Annotated in this window: 15 protein-coding genes and 1 pseudogene; 7 read left to right on the forward strand and 9 right to left on the reverse strand. The window is 73.2% G+C overall.

All coding sequences use genetic code 11. The annotated features are described in order from the left end of the window. Positions 1 to 492 precede the first annotated feature (492 nt). Together ACGFIE_RS33235 and ACGFIE_RS33240 are read right to left on the reverse strand one after the other, a co-directional pair. Entirely contained in the window at positions 493 to 2067 is a 1575-nt protein-coding gene (locus tag ACGFIE_RS33235; RefSeq protein ID WP_393302454.1) for an FMN-binding glutamate synthase family protein, read from the reverse strand. A gap of 146 nt (positions 2068 to 2213) precedes the next feature. Continuing rightward, positions 2214 to 3344: a peptidoglycan-binding protein gene (locus ACGFIE_RS33240; RefSeq protein WP_393302457.1), complete on the reverse strand. Its 1131-nt coding sequence runs from the start codon at positions 3342 to 3344 to the stop codon at positions 2214 to 2216. Between the two features lie 184 nt (positions 3345 to 3528). On the opposite strand from ACGFIE_RS33240, the gene ACGFIE_RS33245 reads away from it, so the two are divergent. From ACGFIE_RS33245 to ACGFIE_RS33260, 4 genes and pseudogenes are all read left to right on the forward strand, one after another. Next, positions 3529 to 3999, forward strand: coding sequence for a DIP1984 family protein (locus ACGFIE_RS33245; protein WP_393302460.1), 471 nt, complete (start codon positions 3529 to 3531; stop codon positions 3997 to 3999). Positions 4000 to 4358: 359 nt separating this feature from the next. After that, positions 4359 to 5004, forward strand: a pseudogene (locus tag ACGFIE_RS33250) (hypothetical protein); the annotation flags it as partial. A gap of 790 nt (positions 5005 to 5794) precedes the next feature. Then, positions 5795 to 7189 carry an MFS transporter gene (locus tag ACGFIE_RS33255; RefSeq protein ID WP_393302463.1) on the forward strand — a complete coding sequence of 465 codons (1395 nt, stop codon included), beginning with the start codon at positions 5795 to 5797 and terminating at the stop codon, positions 7187 to 7189. After that, entirely contained in the window at positions 7075 to 7803 is a 729-nt protein-coding gene (locus ACGFIE_RS33260; protein ID WP_393302466.1) for a metalloregulator ArsR/SmtB family transcription factor, read from the forward strand. Before ACGFIE_RS33255 ends, ACGFIE_RS33260 begins: the two co-directional genes overlap by 115 nt. Before the next feature lie 188 nt (positions 7804 to 7991). Here ACGFIE_RS33260 and ACGFIE_RS33265 read toward each other — a convergent pair whose 3' ends face one another. From ACGFIE_RS33265 to ACGFIE_RS33285, 5 genes are all read right to left on the reverse strand, one after another. Further along, positions 7992 to 8411: a YchJ family protein gene (locus ACGFIE_RS33265; RefSeq protein ID WP_393302469.1), complete on the reverse strand. Its 420-nt coding sequence runs from the start codon at positions 8409 to 8411 to the stop codon at positions 7992 to 7994. Positions 8412 to 8448: 37 nt separating this feature from the next. Further along, complete coding sequence (locus ACGFIE_RS33270) at positions 8449 to 9219, reverse strand: SGNH/GDSL hydrolase family protein (RefSeq protein WP_393302573.1); 771 nt, start codon at positions 9217 to 9219, stop codon at positions 8449 to 8451. Positions 9220 to 9299: 80 nt separating this feature from the next. Then, positions 9300 to 10451: a magnesium and cobalt transport protein CorA gene (locus tag ACGFIE_RS33275; RefSeq protein ID WP_393302472.1), complete on the reverse strand. Its 1152-nt coding sequence runs from the start codon at positions 10449 to 10451 to the stop codon at positions 9300 to 9302. A 41-nt stretch (positions 10452 to 10492) separates the two neighbouring features. Further along, positions 10493 to 11104, reverse strand: coding sequence for a class F sortase (locus ACGFIE_RS33280; protein WP_393302474.1), 612 nt, complete (start codon positions 11102 to 11104; stop codon positions 10493 to 10495). An 86-nt stretch (positions 11105 to 11190) separates the two neighbouring features. Continuing rightward, positions 11191 to 11685 (reverse strand): hypothetical protein, encoded by a 495-nt coding sequence (locus ACGFIE_RS33285; protein WP_393302476.1) that lies wholly within the window; start codon positions 11683 to 11685, stop codon positions 11191 to 11193. Between the two features lie 355 nt (positions 11686 to 12040). Here ACGFIE_RS33285 and ACGFIE_RS33290 point away from each other — a divergent pair, with 355 nt between their 5' ends. Both ACGFIE_RS33290 and ACGFIE_RS33295 read left to right on the forward strand, forming a co-directional pair. Beyond that, positions 12041 to 13312: an MFS transporter gene (locus tag ACGFIE_RS33290; protein ID WP_393302478.1), complete on the forward strand. Its 1272-nt coding sequence runs from the start codon at positions 12041 to 12043 to the stop codon at positions 13310 to 13312. A gap of 46 nt (positions 13313 to 13358) precedes the next feature. Then, positions 13359 to 14612: a lycopene cyclase family protein gene (locus ACGFIE_RS33295; RefSeq protein WP_393302481.1), complete on the forward strand. Its 1254-nt coding sequence runs from the start codon at positions 13359 to 13361 to the stop codon at positions 14610 to 14612. A gap of 75 nt (positions 14613 to 14687) precedes the next feature. On the opposite strand, the gene ACGFIE_RS33300 is transcribed toward ACGFIE_RS33295, so the two are convergent. Both ACGFIE_RS33300 and ACGFIE_RS33305 read right to left on the reverse strand, forming a co-directional pair. Continuing rightward, complete coding sequence (locus tag ACGFIE_RS33300) at positions 14688 to 15794, reverse strand: serine hydrolase domain-containing protein (RefSeq protein WP_393302484.1); 1107 nt, start codon at positions 15792 to 15794, stop codon at positions 14688 to 14690. A gap of 75 nt (positions 15795 to 15869) precedes the next feature. Then, a complete protein-coding gene (locus tag ACGFIE_RS33305; protein WP_393302487.1) occupies positions 15870 to 16598 on the reverse strand; it encodes a tyrosine-protein phosphatase in 729 nt (242 codons plus the stop codon). Positions 16599 to 16680: 82 nt separating this feature from the next. Here ACGFIE_RS33305 and rnhA point away from each other — a divergent pair, with 82 nt between their 5' ends. Further along, positions 16681 to 17154 (forward strand): ribonuclease HI, encoded by a 474-nt coding sequence (rnhA, locus tag ACGFIE_RS33310; protein ID WP_387182648.1) that lies wholly within the window; start codon positions 16681 to 16683, stop codon positions 17152 to 17154. Positions 17155 to 17167 lie beyond the last annotated feature (13 nt).

The raw sequence follows: 17167 nt of genomic DNA on the forward strand, positions 1-17167 counted from the left end.
CCACCCCGGCCCCGGCCGCCCCAAAGGCACACCACGAGGCCCCGCACCACGACACCCCGTGATCAAAAAACCCCACACACGTTAAAACGCAAGTAGTTATGACTCACAGGTATATCGCTCGTCGGGTCGATGGCCCCGGGATCGGCCCACGTCGACCGCCGGGCCGAGTGCCGGGCCCCAACGTCTAGCGCCGCGCTGAGTGGCGGGCCGCGCTGAGTGGCGGGCCGCGCCGAGTGGCGGGCCGCGCCGAGTGGCGGGCCGCGCCGAGTGCCGGGCCGCCCACGTCGACCGCCGGGCCGAGTGCCGCGCCGGCGCCGGCGCCGCGCCGGGCCAAGCCGAGATGGGGGTCGAGCGCTGCACCGGGCCGGGCCGAGCTGGGCCGGATCGACCGCCGGGCCACGTCACGGCGAGGCCACGTCAGGGCCGGGCCACCTCTCAGATCAGGCCGGCAAGGTAGCGGCCGTTACCCGGGGCGGCACGTCGCGCTGGGGCTCAGCCGATGGCGGTGGCCGACGGAGGGGCGCTGCTGCCCCGGGGCACCCCCGGGGTCATCAACCGGATGATCTCCTTCTGGTCGGTCGGCGAGGGCAGACCCCAGTGCGGACGGTAGCCGTACACCTCGTGCAGTGGGGTGGAGCCGGTGCGGCCGTCCAGGATCTCCACGGCGTCCGTGCCGATCAGGCCGGGGTGTTCCACGCCGCACGCCTCGGCGACCTTGGTCAGGTCCCGGCGCAGCGTCTGCAGGTAGTTGGCGGCCCGGACGGACTTGAGCGTCGGGTCGAGGCCCCGGGCCAGCCACGCGTTCTGCGTCGCCACCCCGGTGGGGCAGGTGTCGGTGTGGCACTTCTGCGCCTGGATGCAGCCGATCGACAGCATCGCCTCCCGGCCCACGTTGACCATGTCGCAGCCGAGCGCGAACGCCACGATGGCGTTGTCCGGAAGGCCCAGCTTGCCGCTGCCGACGAACACCACCTGCTCGTGCAGGTCGTGTTCGGCGAAGACCTTGTAGACCCGGGAGAAGCCCTGCTGGAACGGCAGCGACACCGAGTCGGTGAAGATGAGCGGCGCGGCCCCGGTGCCGCCCTCGCCGCCGTCGACGGTGACGAAGTCGACTCCCCGGCCGCTGTCCCGCATCAGGCTGGCCAGTTCCTGCCAGAAGCTCAGGTCGCCGACAGCCGACTTGATGCCGACGGGCAGGCCGGTCTCGGCGGCCAGCAGCTCCACCCAGTCGAGCAGGCTGTCACAGTCGGAGAACTCGGCGTGCCGCGACGGGCTGACGCAGTCCTGACCGGCCGGGATGCCCCGGGTGGCGGCGATCTCGGCGGACACCTTCGCCCCGGGCAGCAGCCCGCCGAGGCTCGGCTTGGCGCCCTGGCTCAGCTTGATCTCCAACGCCCTGACCGGTGCGCCGGCGACCAGGTCCTTCAGCCGGTCGAGGCTGAACCGGCCGTGCTCGTCGCGGCAGCCGAAGTACGCCGTGCCGAGCTGGAAGACCAGGTCACCGCCGTTGCGGTGGTACGGCGACAGGCCACCCTCGCCGGTGTTCTGCAGGCACCCGGCGAGCGCGGCTCCCTTGTTGAGGGCGGTGATGGCATTGCCGGAGAGCGAACCGAAGCTCATCCCGGAGATGTTGACCACCGACTCCGGACGGAACGCGCGTGCCCGCCCCCGCGCCGCGCCGAGCACCTTCGCGCACGGCAGCCGCACGTCGTGCCCGGCGGTCGGGGAGGACGGCGGCACTGCTCGACCGAACGTGCGGTGCTTGATGATCGGGTAGCCGGGCGTGAACTCGATGTCGTTGTCCGTACCGAAGCCGAAGTAGTTGTTCTCCTGCTTCGCCGACGCGTACACCCAGCGGCGCTGGTCGCGGGTGAACGGGCGTTCCTCGTTGTTGCCGGCCACGATGTACTGCCGCAGCTCCGGCCCGACGGCCTCCAGCAGGTACCGGGCGCGGCCCAGCACCGGGAAGTTGCGCAGCAGCGCGTGGTCGCGCTGGATCAGATCCCGCGCGGCGAGTGCCGCGACGGCGGCGGCGACTGCGGGTACGGCTCGACGGGCCCATGTCATGCCGGCAACCTTTCCGCCCGCGCCGTCGCCCAAACCGCCGACGCTTCGACATCGTGCTGCTCAGGCGTGGGGCGCGTGCTGGTGTCAGGCGTTCGCCCACGGCGGAGGCGGCACGGGGATCACCCCGCGCCGCCGCCGACCGAGGGTCAGTGGTGCGTGAACGACTGGCGGACCGTGCCGCCGACGATCGTGCACCACGTGCTCGTGCTGAGCTTGCCGTTGCGGGGCAGCCCGTGCAGCGCCTGCAGGTCCTGCACGGCCCTGCGGGTGGCGTGGTCGTACGCCCCGGTGACGGTGACCGCGTACCCCTTGGTCGCGAGGATCTCCTGGACGGCCGTGACCGGCGCGCCCACGGCGTGCTGGTCCAGCTCCGGCGCCAGAGTCTCCCAGGTGGGCGTGGTGAGCGTGGCGTCCACGTCCACGGCGATGCCGTTGCGGGCCTGCCAGTCCTGTACGGCGGCCACGGTCGCGGCGTCGAACGTGCCGCTGACCGTCACGGCGTAGCCACGGTAGGCCAGCAGGTGCTGCACCACCCGGACCGACGGTGAGTTGACGAACCGCCACAGGTCCGGCCAGCGGCGTGCCGGCACGTCACCCAGCTTGGTGCCGAGGGCCGCGTGGACCCGCCGTCGCAGAGCCGGGAACTGCCGATAGAAGGCCGCTCCCGGGCAGTCGGTGGTCCGGAAGTCCCAGTGGCCGAAGATGTCGTAAGCGTGCAGCCCGTACTGCCGGCAGATCGTCACACAGAGCTTGACCAGCGAGTCGGTCAGCGCCTCCGGCGGCGTCTCGGTGACGTAGGTGCCCTCGTTCTCGATGCCGATGGCCCGGCCGTTCTCGCCCGGACAGTGCGCCGAGATCATCTGGCGGTCGCCCGCTTCGAGGCGTTCCAGGCTGCCCCGGCGGCCCTCCAGCACGTAGCCGCCACGGCTCACAGTGAAGTGCTGGCCGGTGTCCGACCAGCCGTTGCCGTCGATGTGCAGGTCCTGGCAGTCGTGGGCCAGCTTGACCGCCTGCTCACGGGAGTAGTCGGTGACGTTCGGGAACGCCATGTGATGCACGATGATCTTGTTGGTGGCGATGGCGCTCACCGACAGCGGGTCCTTCGGCGGGCGGGCGGCCCACTCGTCGCAGCTGATGATCCAATCCAGGTCGGTGCCGGGAGCGGCCTGCGCCGCGCTCGAAAAGGCGAGTTCGCTTCCGACGACGGCGACCGTGGCCGCGCCGAGACCGGCCCGCAGCAGCGTTCGGCGGTCCACTTCGGAATGGTCGACGTGCATGACATCTCCTCCTGCGGCCGACGGCGGGGGATGAAAAGTAGCTCCAGTGGCCGCACGCACTCCGGAGAATATTGCCAAGCTCGCCCGCGCGCTAGACCTGCTCCGGCCTGAGTGGCAGCCGGATAAACCGGTCGGCTGGAAGATCGGCGATCGGCTAGTCTGGCCGCTCACTCGGGGGTGGATGATGAGGCTTGGTGAGGCGCTGACAGAGCGCGCCGAGGCGGTACGGCGAGTCGAGCAGTTGCGGGCTCGCATCACCGGCAGCGCCCGCTACCAGGAGGGCGAGGTTCCTCCGGAGGACGCCGCGGAGCTGCTGGCAGAGCTGGATCGGGTTCTCGACGACCTGGAGACGCTGATCCGCAGGATCAACCGGACCAACGCCGCCGTGCCCGTCGGCGACCTCGGCACGCTCACCGACGCGCTCGCTCGACGCGACGTTCTGCGCCTGCGGCACTCCGCGATCACGGCGGCCGCCGACGCCGCTGCGGGCGGTGGGCGTGGCCATGCGGCCCGCCAGCTCCGCTCCGAACTGAAGATGCTCGCCGCGCTGCCGGTCGCCGAGCTGCGCGGCCGTGCCGACGAGCTGGCCCGGGACCTGCGCGAACTCGACGTGCAGATCCAGCGGACGAACTGGGAGGCGGAACTGCTGGACTGACCGGTTCCAGGAACGATGTGGAGCAGGTAGCCGTCGTGGAGGCGTGTACACCCAGGGCCGGGCTGCAATCCCGGCACTTCTTGGCGCGCGGTGGGCAGCGTGGGGGTTCGACTCCCCGAGCACGATGCAGCCCAGCACCGAGGACAGGTAACGGTGCATCACGCACGACACACCACCACGTACAGATCCACGGCGGCGAGGGCGGGCTCGGGGCACTCCACATCGTTGCGATCACTTGGGTTGTCGCACGGTCGCCTGATCGACGGGACAGTCGCGAACCGGTCGGCGTTTCCGCGTGAGCTGGTGGGGGTAGGTGGGTGGCCTATCATCCCGGCTGCTCCGCGTGGAGGAACGACCATATGAGTGACAACGTCAGCGACGCGGTGGGCGACGCCCTTCGCTCGGTGATGCTCTTCCTGCCCAAGGCCGTCGCCTTCCTGGCGATCCTGGTGGCCGGTTGGCTGATCGCCAAGGCCGTACTGAAGATCGTGGAGAAGGTCCTCGAACGCGTGGGCTTCGACCGCGCCGTCGAGCGCGGCGGCATCCGCCGTGCCCTGAGCCGCTCCCGGTACGACGCCAGCGACATCGTCGCGAAGCTCGTCTACTACGGGGTGCTGCTGCTCACCCTGCAACTCGCCTTCGGTATCTGGGGGCCCAACCCGATCTCCGACCTGATCACGGCTGTGGTCGCGTGGTTGCCCCGCGCCTTCGTCGCGATCGTCATCGTCGTGGTCGCCGCCGCTATCGCCAACGCCGTCAAGGACATCATCAGCGGCGCGCTCGGCGGGCTGTCGTACGGTCGGGTGCTGGCCGGTATCGCCTCGGTGTTCATCCTCGGCCTGGGTGTCATCGCGGCGCTGAACCAGATCGGCGTGGCGACCGCGGTCACCACCCCGGTGCTGATCGCCGTGCTGGCCACCGTGGGCGGGATCCTCGTCGTCGGGGTGGGTGGTGGCCTCATCCGTCCGATGCAGAGTCGCTGGGAGGCGTGGCTGACCCGCGCCGAGCAGGAGTCGGCGCTGATCGCCACGCACACCCGCGCGTATCGCGCCAGCCGACGCGAGGCCGAGGCCGAACTGGACCGGTCGGCGGCCACCCGCCCCGCCCCAGTGGCCACCCCGGCGCCGGCCCGCTCGACGGACCCCGAGGCCACGCAGGTGGTGACTCGCCCGACCGACCCGGACGCCACGCAGGTGACGGCCCGCCCAGTCGACCCGGACGCCACGCAGGTCACGGCCCGTTCGTCCGACCCGGAGGCCACGCAGGTGGTGACCCGCCCGACCGACCCGGACGCCACGCAGGTGGTGCGGTCGTCGACCGACGACACGACCCAGGTGGTCGCCGGGAACAGGCCCGCCGTCGGCGTCCCGGCCCGGGAGAGCGCCGACGACACCACGCAGGTGGTCGCCCGTCCGGCCGACCCGGACGCGACGCAGGTGGTGGGTCCCGGTCGGGAGGCCGACACGACCCAGGTGATCGGCGGTGGCACCGTTCCCGGGCAGCGCACCAGCGACGACAGCGAGACGACGACTGTCATCCCGCCGGTGGACCCGAACCGACGCTGAGCCGCGGCGCGACAGCGGGGCGGGATCCAGGCGGATCCCGCCCCGTTCCCGTCGCACCCGGCACGCCGTGTGCGCTTCCGGCACGCCGAAAGCGCTGGCCGGCGCGATGACGCCGGTCTAGCATCGCCGACATGACCTGGCGACATTGATCCGACGCCGTAGGCCGCACCCGTGGGCCGCCACGGGCACCGCACGTCCGGTGTCCGTCTCCACTCCCACGGGAAGGCCCCATGACCCACCTCGCCTCGCGCGCGCCCGACCCGGCGGTCCGCCGGCTGTCGACGACCCTCTACGGGTACGCGTTCCTCAGTGACCTCGTCCTGCTCTATCCGCTGTACGTCGTCCTCTTCGCCGACACCGGCCTGTCGGTGGGGCAGATCTCGTCGCTGTTCGTCATCTGGTCGGTGGCCGGCATCCTGTTCGAGGTGCCGTCCGGCGCGTGGGCCGACGTGGTGTCGCGCCGGCTGCTGCTGTGCCTCGCCCCGCTGGTGACGGCCGGCGGCTACGCGCTCTGGGTGCTGGTGCCGTCGTACCCGGCCTTCGCGGTGGGGTTCCTGTTGTGGGGCGCGGGCGGGGCCCTGGTCTCCGGCGCTCTCGAGGCGCTTGTCTGGACCGAGCTGGACCGGCTCGGCGCCGTCGGACGGTACGCCCGGGTGCTCGGTCGTGCCCGGACGGCGGGTGTGCTGGGCGTGGTGGTCGCCGGGGTGCTGGCCGGTCCGGTGCTCGCCGTCGGCGGATACTCGGCGGTCGGCGCGGCCAGCGTGCTCGCCTGCCTGCTCGCCGCCGTCGTCGCGACCCGCTTCCCCGAGCAGGCCCCACAGGCCCCACCTGACACCTCCGGTACGTCGGACGACGACATCGATCTGACCTGGTGGGACACGCTGCGGGAAGGCGTGACGCAGGTCCGCACACGGCCCCCCGTGCGGGCTGCCGTGCTGCTAGTCGCGGTGGTGGCGGCCGACTGGGGCGCGCTTGACGAGTACACGCCGCTGCTGGCCGTGGACACCGGCGTCGGCGCGCGGGCCGTGCCGCTGCTGCTCCTGCTCCTGTGGGCCGGCGTGACCATCGGTGGGCTGCTCGCCCCGGCGGGGGAGCGACTGGGCCGCCGGGGTTACGCCGCGCTGCTCGGCCTGGTCGCCGTCGCGCTGGCCGGGGGCGCTCTCGTCCGGCACCCGGCCGGTTTCGTGCTGCTCGCGGTGGCGTTCGGTGCCGCGCAACTGGCCACCGTGCTGGCCGACGCGCGGTTGCAGGCCCGGATCACCGGCAACAGTCGGGCCACCGTCACCTCGCTGGCCGGCATGGCCACCGACCTGCTGATCATCGGGACGTACGCCGGCTACGGTCTCGTCGCCACGGCGGCCGGCAACGCGGTGGCGTTCGCGGTGGCGGCCGCGGCGTACCTCGTCGTGGCGCTGGTGCTGCTGACCCGCCGGCGATCTGGGCCACCTGTGCGGAGAGTTACGTCGGAAATTGTTGACGCGTCGGGAAGTCCCGACGCATCATTGCCGACGTGCCCGACGACGATCTCTTCCTCGCCCTGGCGAACCCGGTCCGCCGACGGCTGCTGGAAATCCTCACCGACGGTCCCCGGACGGCCGGCGACCTCGCCGCCAGCTTCGAGCTGAGCCGACCGGCCGTCGCCGAGCACCTGCAGATCCTGCGGCGGGCCGGGCTGGTTCACGACCAGCCCGCCGGACGACAACGGCACTACCACCTGACCGCCGAGCCACTCGCCCAGGTGGGCGACTGGCTCCATCCATTCGAGCGGTTCTGGCGTCATCGCCTCCGCACCCTTGCCAATCTGCTTCAGGAGGAACCCGTGACCGACACCGCCACCATCGCCGTGGACCAGTTCATCGCCGCCGCGCCGTCGAAGGTCTGGCGCAGCCTCACCGAGCCCGACTTGCTCGCCCGGTGGTGGGTGCCCGGGGACGTGGCCGCCGTGGTCGGCCACCGCTTCCACCTGCAGATGCCCGGCTGGGGCGCGGTCGCCTGCGAGGTCGTCGAGGTCGAGCCCGAGCGGCGCCTCGTCTACACCTTCAACGAGAACTGGACGCTGACCTGGCGGCTGGTCCCCGAGGGCACCGGCACCCGCCTGTTCCTGGACCATTCGGGATTCGACCTCGACGACCCGCGGAGTCGCGATGCCTTCGCCCGGATGGGGCCGGGTTGGCGTGACAAGATCGTGCCCGCGCTCGGCCGTGTGGCGGCCGACCTGGCGGACGAGTCAGGCGTGTGACGGCGGGGCCCCGGCGGCGGGCCTCGTCGACCCGCTCGCGGCTCTCGGCCGACAACCCCACGATGACCTCCCGGCTGGTCGCCGGGTCCGTGGCGGGCACACCCGTCTACGGACGCTGACCCGGGCCTTCGACTCGCCGACCGCGTCGAAGCCGACGACCAGCAGGGTGGGACGCGGCCGCGCAGGAGTCAGAGTTGGTCGCCGTCGAGGTAGACCCAGCGGCCGTCCTCGCGGATGAACCGGCTGCGTTCGGTGAGCGCGCCCGGCCGGCCCGCCTCCCGGTAGTGGGCGTGGAACGTCACAGTGCCGGTGGCGTCGAGCAGACCGCCGCGCTCGGTCTCGGCGATCTCCAGCCGGGTCCACCGCTGCCCCGGGGTCAGTTCCAGCCGCGCGGGCCGGGTCGACGAGTGCCAACTGCGCAGCAGGTAGTCGGCGTCGCCGAGGGCGAAGGCGCTGAACCGGGAGCGCATCAGTGCCTCGGCTGTCGGCGCCTGGGCAGCGCCGCCGTGTACCGGAAAGCAGCAGTCGGCGTACGCCTGGCCGGAGCCGCACGGGCAGACCCGTCCGGCCGTCGCGTTCGCCCGCCGGCCACCCGTACCCCTGCCCATCCCGCCATCCTGCCGCACCGCCGAGCGGTCCCGGCCGTCAGCCCTCCAGCGGCACCGGCAGCGGAACCGGTCGTTTCGCGACCCGGTCGTCCCCGGAGGACCGGCCCCGCAGGTGCCGGGCCACCCAGGGCAGCAGGTGCCGGCGGGCCCAGGCCAGCTCGGCGCCGAGCACCTCGGCGCGACGCCGCAGCGGCGCCGGCGGCAGCGGCGCCGTCCAGGAGTCGTCGAACCCGGGCAGACCCGCGGTGTACGCCAGGGCGGCGGCGATCCGCGCGTGCCCGGCGCTGTTGGCGTGCAGCCGGTCGTCGCTCCACAGCCGCGGATCGGAGGCGACGGGATGCGCCCCCAGGTCGAGCAGCGTGGCCCCGGTCTGCGCGGTGGCCGCCCGCAGGGCCTCGTTGAGCGCCAGCATCCGGCCCCGCAGCGGCCGGGCCAGCGGCATCACCGGCGCCGGGTCCGGCATGGTGAACGTCAGGACGGTGGCGCCCTGCCCGACGAGCGCCCGCTGCATCGCCGCGACGTCCTCGGCGACCTGGGCCGCGTCGAAGGAGGGGCGCAGCACGTCGTTCATGCCGGCGACCACGGTGGCCAGGTCGGGGGCGAGATCGAGGGCCGGCTGGAGCTGCTCGGCGCGGATCAGCGCGGTGGTCCGGCCGCGGATGGCCAGGTTCGCGTACTCCAGGCCGCCCTGGGAGCGCGCCACGGCCAGGGCGAACCGGTCGGCCCAGCCCCGGTAGCCGCCGGCGCCGTCCGGATCGTCGAGCCCTTCGGTGGTGCTGTCACCGATCGCCACGTACCGCTGCCACATCACCCGGGCGAGGTTAGCCCCCGCCCGACACGTGCCGACCGCTGACCCGGCAGACCTCCGTACACGATCGCGGGGAGGGGTCAGAGCCAGCCGGAGCGGCGGAACAGGCGGTACAGGGCGAGGGCGATCGCCGCCATCAGGGTCAGGGCGCCGGCGTAGCCGTAGCGCCAGGCCAGCTCGGGCATGTGCTCGAAGTTCATGCCGTAGAGGCCGGCGATGCCGGTCTGGGTGGCCGCGATGGCCGCCCACGCGGCGATCTTGCGCATGTCGTTGTTCTGCTCGACGGCGAGCTGCGCCAACCGGGACTGCACGATCGAGGTGAGCAGGTCGTCGTACGCGGCCACCCGGTCCACCGCCCGCGCCAACCGGCCGTCCACGTCCACGAACCAGCGGTGCAGGGCACGCGGCGGTCCGTCGGTGCCCGGGTCGAGGAGCATCCGTACGGGCGCCTGGAGGGGGAGCACGGCCCGCTTGAACTCCACCACCTCCCGTTTGAGCTGGTAGATGTGCTGGATGTCGGCCGAGCGGTCGCGGGCGAACACCGCCTCCTCGACCCGCTCCAGGTCCCGCTCCACGTGCCCGGCCACCTCCAGGTACGTGTCGACCATCCGGGCGCAGACCGCGTACGCCACCGCCCAGGGGCCGGCGGCCAGCAGCGCGGGGCGGCGCTCGATGTCGGCGCGGACGTCGCGCAGCGCCCCGGCGGCGCCGTGCCGCACGGTGATGGCGAACCGGTCGCCGAGCAGGACCATCACGTCGCCGGTGTCGATCACCTCCGAGGTGTCGGTCAGCTCGGCGTGCTCCACGTACCCCGCGGTGCGCAGCACCAGGAGGGTGACCGGTCCGTTCCGCTGCATCGTGGGCCGGTGCCCGTCGGCGAGCGCCTGCTCGACGGTCAGCTCGTCGAGGCCGAAGGTGCGGCCCACGGCGGCGAGCACCGCCGGGCCGGGCTCGTGCAGACCCAGCCAGACGAAGGAGTCGCGACCGCGCCGGGCTCGGGCGTACGCGTCGGCGTAGTGCGGCCGGTCCGGCTCCCGTCGACCGTTGACGTAGACGGCGCAGTCGACGACGGCGTCCGGATTGGACCGGCGGGGGGTCGGGGAGTCGGCGTCGGGGCGGCCGAGCAGCCGTCGGGCCAGTGCGCGTACGCCACGGCCGGCCCGGTCCCGTACCGCTCGCTGATCCACGCATGCCTCCCCGCCGCCGGCGCCCCCGATCAGGGATGGCGCCATTCTGCCGAGCGGGGGCCAGCTTCCGACAGGGGGCCGCCGGCTCAGGCGGTGCGGGTGGCGAAGACGACGATGTTGTCCACGTAGTTGCCTGTCGCGTCGTCGAACGGGCCGCCGCAGGTGATCAGGCGCAGCCCGGCGGCGTCCGCCGGCCCGTAGACCAGGCCGCTGGGAAAGGCATCCTTGGGGTACGCGTGAACGCCGTCCACTGTGAACGTGGTGACCCGTGCGTCGGCGCGGGTGACCTGGATCTCCTGGCCGGCGCGCAGTCGTCCCAGGTCGAAGAAGACCGCCGGGCCGGCCGGGGAGTCGACGTGGCCCACCAGGACGGCGTTGCCGATCTCGCCGGGGCTGACCCCGTGCCGGTACCAACCGGCCAGTGTCGGCTTGTCCAGCGGGGGGACCTCCAGCACCCCGGCGGCGTCCACGCCGACGGCGACGATCTCGGCGCGTACGCCGATGGCGGGAATCCGCACCCGGACGGGCGCGGCGCGGGGCAGCGGCGCCAGGTCGGGCGCGGGCCGGGAGCGTGTCGGCGCGTCGGCAGGCGGCCGTGGGGGGCGGGCCGGCTCGGCGGTGAGACCGACGGTGATCAGCCCCAGCCCGGACACGGCGAGCAGGGCGACTACCGCCGGCAGGGTCCGCCGCCACCACACGTGCTGACCTCCGTGGGGATCGTCGGGTGCCCGTGCCGGTGTCACCGGCACGGGCACCCGTTCTCAGGGATGGAGCGCGTCGCCGGTCAGGCGACGGTGGACACCGGACGACGCCGGCGGAACAGGACCACCGCGCCCGCGGCGGCGGTGCCGAGCAGGGTGCCACCGGCGGCGAGGGCGCCCGCGTCACGACCGTCGCGGTTGTCGCCGCCCGAGCCGGCCGGCGCGCCACCGATCGGGGTGACGGTGAACGTGGCGCTGCCCGCCGAGCTGCCGTCGCCGCAGGTCGCGGCCACCGTGTACGTGCCGAGGGTGAACCCGGCGGTGAACAGTTCGGCGCTGAGCCCGCCGCCGGCGGCGGCCGTGGTGGATCGGACGTTCTCGTCGCGGTTGGGTCCGGTGACCCGGAAGATGACGTCACCGGACTTCGGGTTGCAGGTCGTCGCGGTGAGTACGACGGTTCCTCCGACCGGGGTGGTGGCCGGTGACACGACGGTGTCGGCCAGTGCGGCGCCCGGCAGCAGGAGCGTGCCGAGGCCCACGCCGAGCGCCGCCGTGCAGAGTGCTGTTGAGAGCTTCATACGCGTCTTCCCTCACTTTTCGTCCGCTGACTGCGTGGGACGTCGTTCGGGTGGCCAACTCCGTGACTAGCACCGGTGTGCCCAACACTAGGTGGGTTGGCACCCCGATCAGGTGAAAATGAGAAACCTTCGTTGCCGTCACGTGTCCACCCGAAGACGGGGGTGAGCAGCCGTTAGGCCCGGACGGCCCGACCGGCGTCGGTGCTCCGGTCGATGTCCGCTCCGGTCCGGCTGTCACCCGTGGGTCGATGGCGAGGTATCGGGTGACCACGACTCGATTGCGGTGTCGACCGGCCTTCTGTCGAGCGGAAAAGCACAGGTGGCGGCGGGAGACGCGCTGGTATGTTCCCTGGCCGTGGCACGGGACATGGACGGCGGCATGGGAACGGGGTTCGCCCGGCTATGGGCAGCCAGCACCTTGTCGGCTCTGGGCAGCGGGCTGGCCACGGTGGCCGCCCCGTTGTTCGTCGCCTCGCGTACCGACGACCCGCTCGTGGTGGCCGCGGCCTCCGCCGTGGCCTGGCTGCCCTGGCTGCTCTTCGCCCTGCCCGGCGGGGTGCTGGCGGACCGGATGGACCGCCGCCGCCTGATGATCGTCATCGACCTGGTCCGGGTGGTCGCGCTGGCCGTCCTGGCCACGGCGATCATGACCGGCCGGGCCGGGGTCGCGCTCCTGTACGTGGTGCTGTTCGTGATCAACACCGGCGAGATCGTGTTCCGCGCGGCAAGCCAGGCCATGCTGCCGACAGTGGTGCCCCGCCACCGCCTGGAGCGCGCCAACGGCTGGCTCGGCGGCGGCGCCACACTCATGAACAGCATGCTCGCCGGCCCGCTCGGCGGCTTCCTCTTCGCGCTGGCGGCGGGCAGCCCGTTCCTCGTCAACGCCGTCACCTACGCCCTCAGCGCGGTGCTGGTGGCGTTGATCGGCGGCGACTTCCGGGCCGCCGGCAGCGACCCGAGCGCGCCCCGGACCCGCTCGATGCGCGGGGAGATCGTCGAAGGGCTGCGCTGGCTGGCCCACCAGCGGTTGCTGCGCACGATGGCCGTGCTGATCGGCCTGCTCAACGTGACCCTCACGGCGGCCCTCGCGGTGCTGGTGCTGCTGGCCGACGAGCGGCTCGGCCTCGGCTCCGTCGGCTACGGGCTGCTCTTCACCTGCATGGCCTGCGGCGGAGTGCTCGGCGCGCTGCTCGGCGACCGACTCGTCGCCTTGATCAGCGCCACCTGGACGGTGCGGATCGGCCTGCTGATCGAGGCGGGGTTGCACCTGGCGTTGGCCGCGTCCCGCAGCACCGTCGTGGTGGGGATCGCGCTCTTCGCCTTCGGCGTGCACGGCGGCCTGTGGAACCTCGTGGCGAACTCGCTGCGCCAACGACTCACCCCACCCAATCTGCAGGGGCGCGTGGCCAGCACCACCATGTTCGTGGCCGCGGGCGGCAACTGCGTGGGAGCGCTGCTCGGCGGGCTGCTGGCCGCCGAGTACGGCATCACCGCCCCGTACTGGGTGGGGCTGGTCGTGGCGATCGGCGTCTCCGCCGCCACCTGGCGGGTCTTCAACCGCGACGCGGTGGCGCGCGCCTACGCCGACGAGCCTCCGGTCGAGCAGCGACCCGCCCCGGTGTCCTGAGGGCGCGGCGCGCGGCCCGGCCGGACGGTGTGGCAGCGTGGTGCGGGTGACCGATACCGCGCCGCTCGACGTCGATCTCGCGCTGCTCGGCGGCGGTGGCGCCGCCTCGCTGCTGCTCGCCGCGCTGGACCGGCACGGCGTCCGCGACCTGCGGATCGCCGTCGTCGACCCGGTCCGCCGGCGCGGCCAGGACCGCACCTGGGCGTTCTGGGGCCACCCGAGCGCCGACCTGGACCCGCTGCTGAGCGCGAGCTGGCGGCAGGTCGAGGTGGCGACGCCCGCGCGGCGTCGCGTCCTCGACCTGACCCCGCTGCGGTACGCCATGCTGCGCTCCGGCCCGGTCTACGACCGGGCTGCCGAGGCCGAGCGTCGGCTGGACGCCATCCGGATCGTCGCTCCGGCCGAGGCGGTGACCGACGACGGCGCCCGGGTGCTCGTCCGCACCGGCGGTGGGCCGACCGTGCGGGCCGGCTGGGTGCTCGACTCCCGCCCCCGGCCACCGGCGCGAGCGGGCCGGACGACCTGGTTGCAGCACTTCCGCGGCTGGTGGCTGGAGGCCGACCGGCCGGCGTTCGACCCGGCACGGGCGGTGCTCATGGACTTCCGCACCCCCCAGCCGGCCCGGGGCGTCTCCTTCGGGTACGTGCTGCCGGTCAGCGACCGCTACGCCCTGGTGGAGTACACCGAGTTCTCGCCCGGCCTGTGCACCGACGCCGGGTACGACACGGCGCTTGCCGGCTACCGCGACCTGCTCGGGCTGGACCCGGCCGGGCTGCGCGTCCGGGAGGTGGAGAACGGGGTGATCCCGATGACCGACGCGCCGTTCCCGGCCCGGCCCTCGCCCCGCGTCGTACGCCTCGGCACGGCCGGCGGCGCGACCCGCCCCTCCACCGGCTTCACCTTCTCCGCCATGTACCGGCAGGCCGACCAGGTGGCAAGCGCGCTCGCCGCCGGCCGCCCGCCGGTGCCGGCGCCCGCGTACCCGGCGCGGCACCGCTGGATGGACGCGGTGGCGCTGCGCGCGCTGGACCGCGGCGGGGTCGGCGGCCCCGAGTTCTTCGACAGGCTCTTCGACCGCAACCCGCCCGAGCGGGTCCTGCGCTTCCTCGACGGCCTCACCAGCCCGGCCGAGGAGATCGCGATCATGAACTCCACCCGACTGCTGCCGATGATCGCCGCCACCGCAGGCGACGCGGCGCACCGCGTCCGTGACCGGCTGCGGCCCGCCCGGCCCGTACCGGCCATCCCGGCGGCCGTGGTGGGCGGACCGCAGCGGCGAGTCGCCGACGCGGAAACCTGAGCCGGGCCGGTCCGCGCGGCCGTGGTGGGCGGCCCGTCGCGGGCGTCGCCGACCCGGAAACCTGAGCCGGGCCGGTCAGCGCCGGGCCGCCACCGCGTCGCGGATCAGCACCCGCAGGTCCTCCATCGGGTCGCCGTCGCCGGCGCCGAGCAGCGTCTTCGTCGCCGCGACGGTCAACCCCAGCTCCGGGTACGCGTACGCGAGGCTGCCGCCGCTGCCGGCCGCGCCGAACGAACCGTCGGCGTCCACCGCGTACCCGAGACCCCAGGTCGCCTCCTGCCCGAAGACCCACTCCGGGCCCGCCCCGGCGGGCGTCGTGGCGGTACGCAGCCGGGCCGGCGAGATCAGCCGGACGCCGTCCACCTCGCCGATCAGCGCGGCGAGCATCCGCGCCGCCGCGCGGGCGGTCATGGTGCCGGTCGCCGGCACCTCGGCGGCGAGGACGTCCGCCCGGCTGCCGACCTCCGCCCCCGGGCGGACGCCGGGCGGGGCGACCCGATCGAAGTTCGGCAGGTTGACGCTCGCGAAGTCGAACAGCGCGGCCATGTTGCGGTCCTCGACCCGGGCCAGCCGGGCCAGGTCGGCGGCCGGCACCGCGAGGTACAGCTCGTCGGCCACCCCGAGCGGCCCGGCCACGTCCTCGGCGAGCACCGCCGAGACGCGTCGGCCGGTCACCCGGCGGACCACCTCACCGATGAGCCAGCCGAAGGTCCACGCGTGGTACGCCTTCACCTCGCCCGGCGGGGCGATGGGCTCGGCGTCGGCCACGATGGCGCACATCCGGTCCCAGTCAGTGAAGTCCTCCGGCGTCACGTCCGCAGGCAGGGCGGGCACGCCGGCGGTGTGGGTGAGCGCGTGCCGCAGCGTGACGGTGTCCTTGCCGTGCCGGCCGAACTCCGGCCACACCTCGGCGATCCGCAGGTCGTAGTCCAGCTCGCCGCGCTCGGCCAGCACGTGCACCACGGTCGTGGTGAGGACCTTGCCGGTGGAGACGCTCCAGATCGGCGTGTCGGCGGTCAACGCCCGGCCGGTGGCCCGATCGGCGCTGCCGGCGTGCACCTGAAGGATCGGCTCGCCGTCGAGGTACGCGGCGACCTGCACCCCGGACTCCCGTCCGCCGGCGATCAGCTCGTCGATCGTCTTACGTACGTCGGCCCGCAGGCCGTCCCAGTTCCCGTTCACGACGGTCGACTCTGACAGACCGGTCCCCGTTCGCGCGCCCGATTATGGGCCAGGCCCGGCGGGAATCGTGCCGCCTCAGTCGGTGAGCAGCCGTTCGCGCAACCGGGCGGTCAGCGCGTCGTCCACGCCGAGCCGTTCGGTGGCATAGCCGACCACCGACCCGTAGGTGGCCGTCAGGTCAGCCAGGAAGTGGCGGATGATCGCTTCCGGGGCACGCCCGTACCCGGGCCACACCAGCGCACGGTCCGGGTTCAGGGCCTGCCAGTCCGCGATCAGGCGTGCGGTGGCCAGTTCGGTGAGCGCGAAGTCGGCGGCGATCTGCTCCTCGTCCACACCGAGCAGGGCCAGCAGCAGCGCGGCGAGCAGCCCGGTGCGGTCCTTGCCCGATGCGCAGTGAAAGACCAGCGGAGCACCGGCGGCGGCGATCACGTCGAGGGCCTCGCGCAGCTCGGCGACGCCGTCCTCGGCGACCTCGGCGTACCGATCGGCCAGGTGGCGCCACGGGTCCACCGCCGGGTCGATGACCGCCTGGTCGTAGGGGCGGTGCTCGATGCTCAGGTTGTGCCAGGCCAGCCCGTCGATCTCCGGTGCCCGGCCGCGCGCGGCGATCTCCCACGGGTAGCGCAGGTCGATCACCGTACGGACGCCGAGCGCCTGGAAGCGGTCCAGGTCGGCGCCGGACAGCTTGCCGAGGGAATCCGACCGGTAGAGCAGGCCCCAGCGCAGCGTGCGTCCGTCGGCGGCGCGGTAACCACCGAGGTCGCGGAAGTTGTGCAGGCGGTCGAACGCGACGTGCCGATCCATCCGGCCGACCCTAGTGGTTCCAGCCCGGCGTGGCTGCCCCCGACCGGGGAGGCCGACGTCAGCGCCCGGTAGGTTGCCTGCCATGGTGGATGCGGCGGCCGGCAGGGGCGTACAGATCTGGACCGACGGGGCGTGCAGCGGCAACCCCGGGCCGGGCGGCTGGGGCGTCCTGCTGCGCTACGGCGACCACGAGCGGGAGCTGTGCGGCGGGGAGGCCACGCCGACGACCAACAACCGGATGGAGCTGATGGCGGCCATCCAGGCCCTGGAGAGCCTGAACCGGCCGGTCACCGTCGAGTTGCACACCGACAGCACCTACGTGCGCAACGGCATCACGAGCTGGCTGGCGTCGTGGAAGCGCAACGGCTGGCGGACCGCCGCGAAGCAGCCGGTCAAGAACGCCGACCTGTGGCAGCGGCTGGAGGCGGCCTGCGAACGCCACGAGGTCACCTGGCTGTGGGTGAAGGGGCACAACGGTCACCCGGAGAACGAGCGTGCCGACGGTCTGGCCAACAAGGGCATGACCGAGGCGCGGGCGGCGCTGGCGAGCCGCTAGTCCAGGTCCGTCC

The organism is Micromonospora sp. NPDC049275, assembly GCF_043197115.1.
GTDB lineage: Bacteria > Actinomycetota > Actinomycetes > Mycobacteriales > Micromonosporaceae > Micromonospora.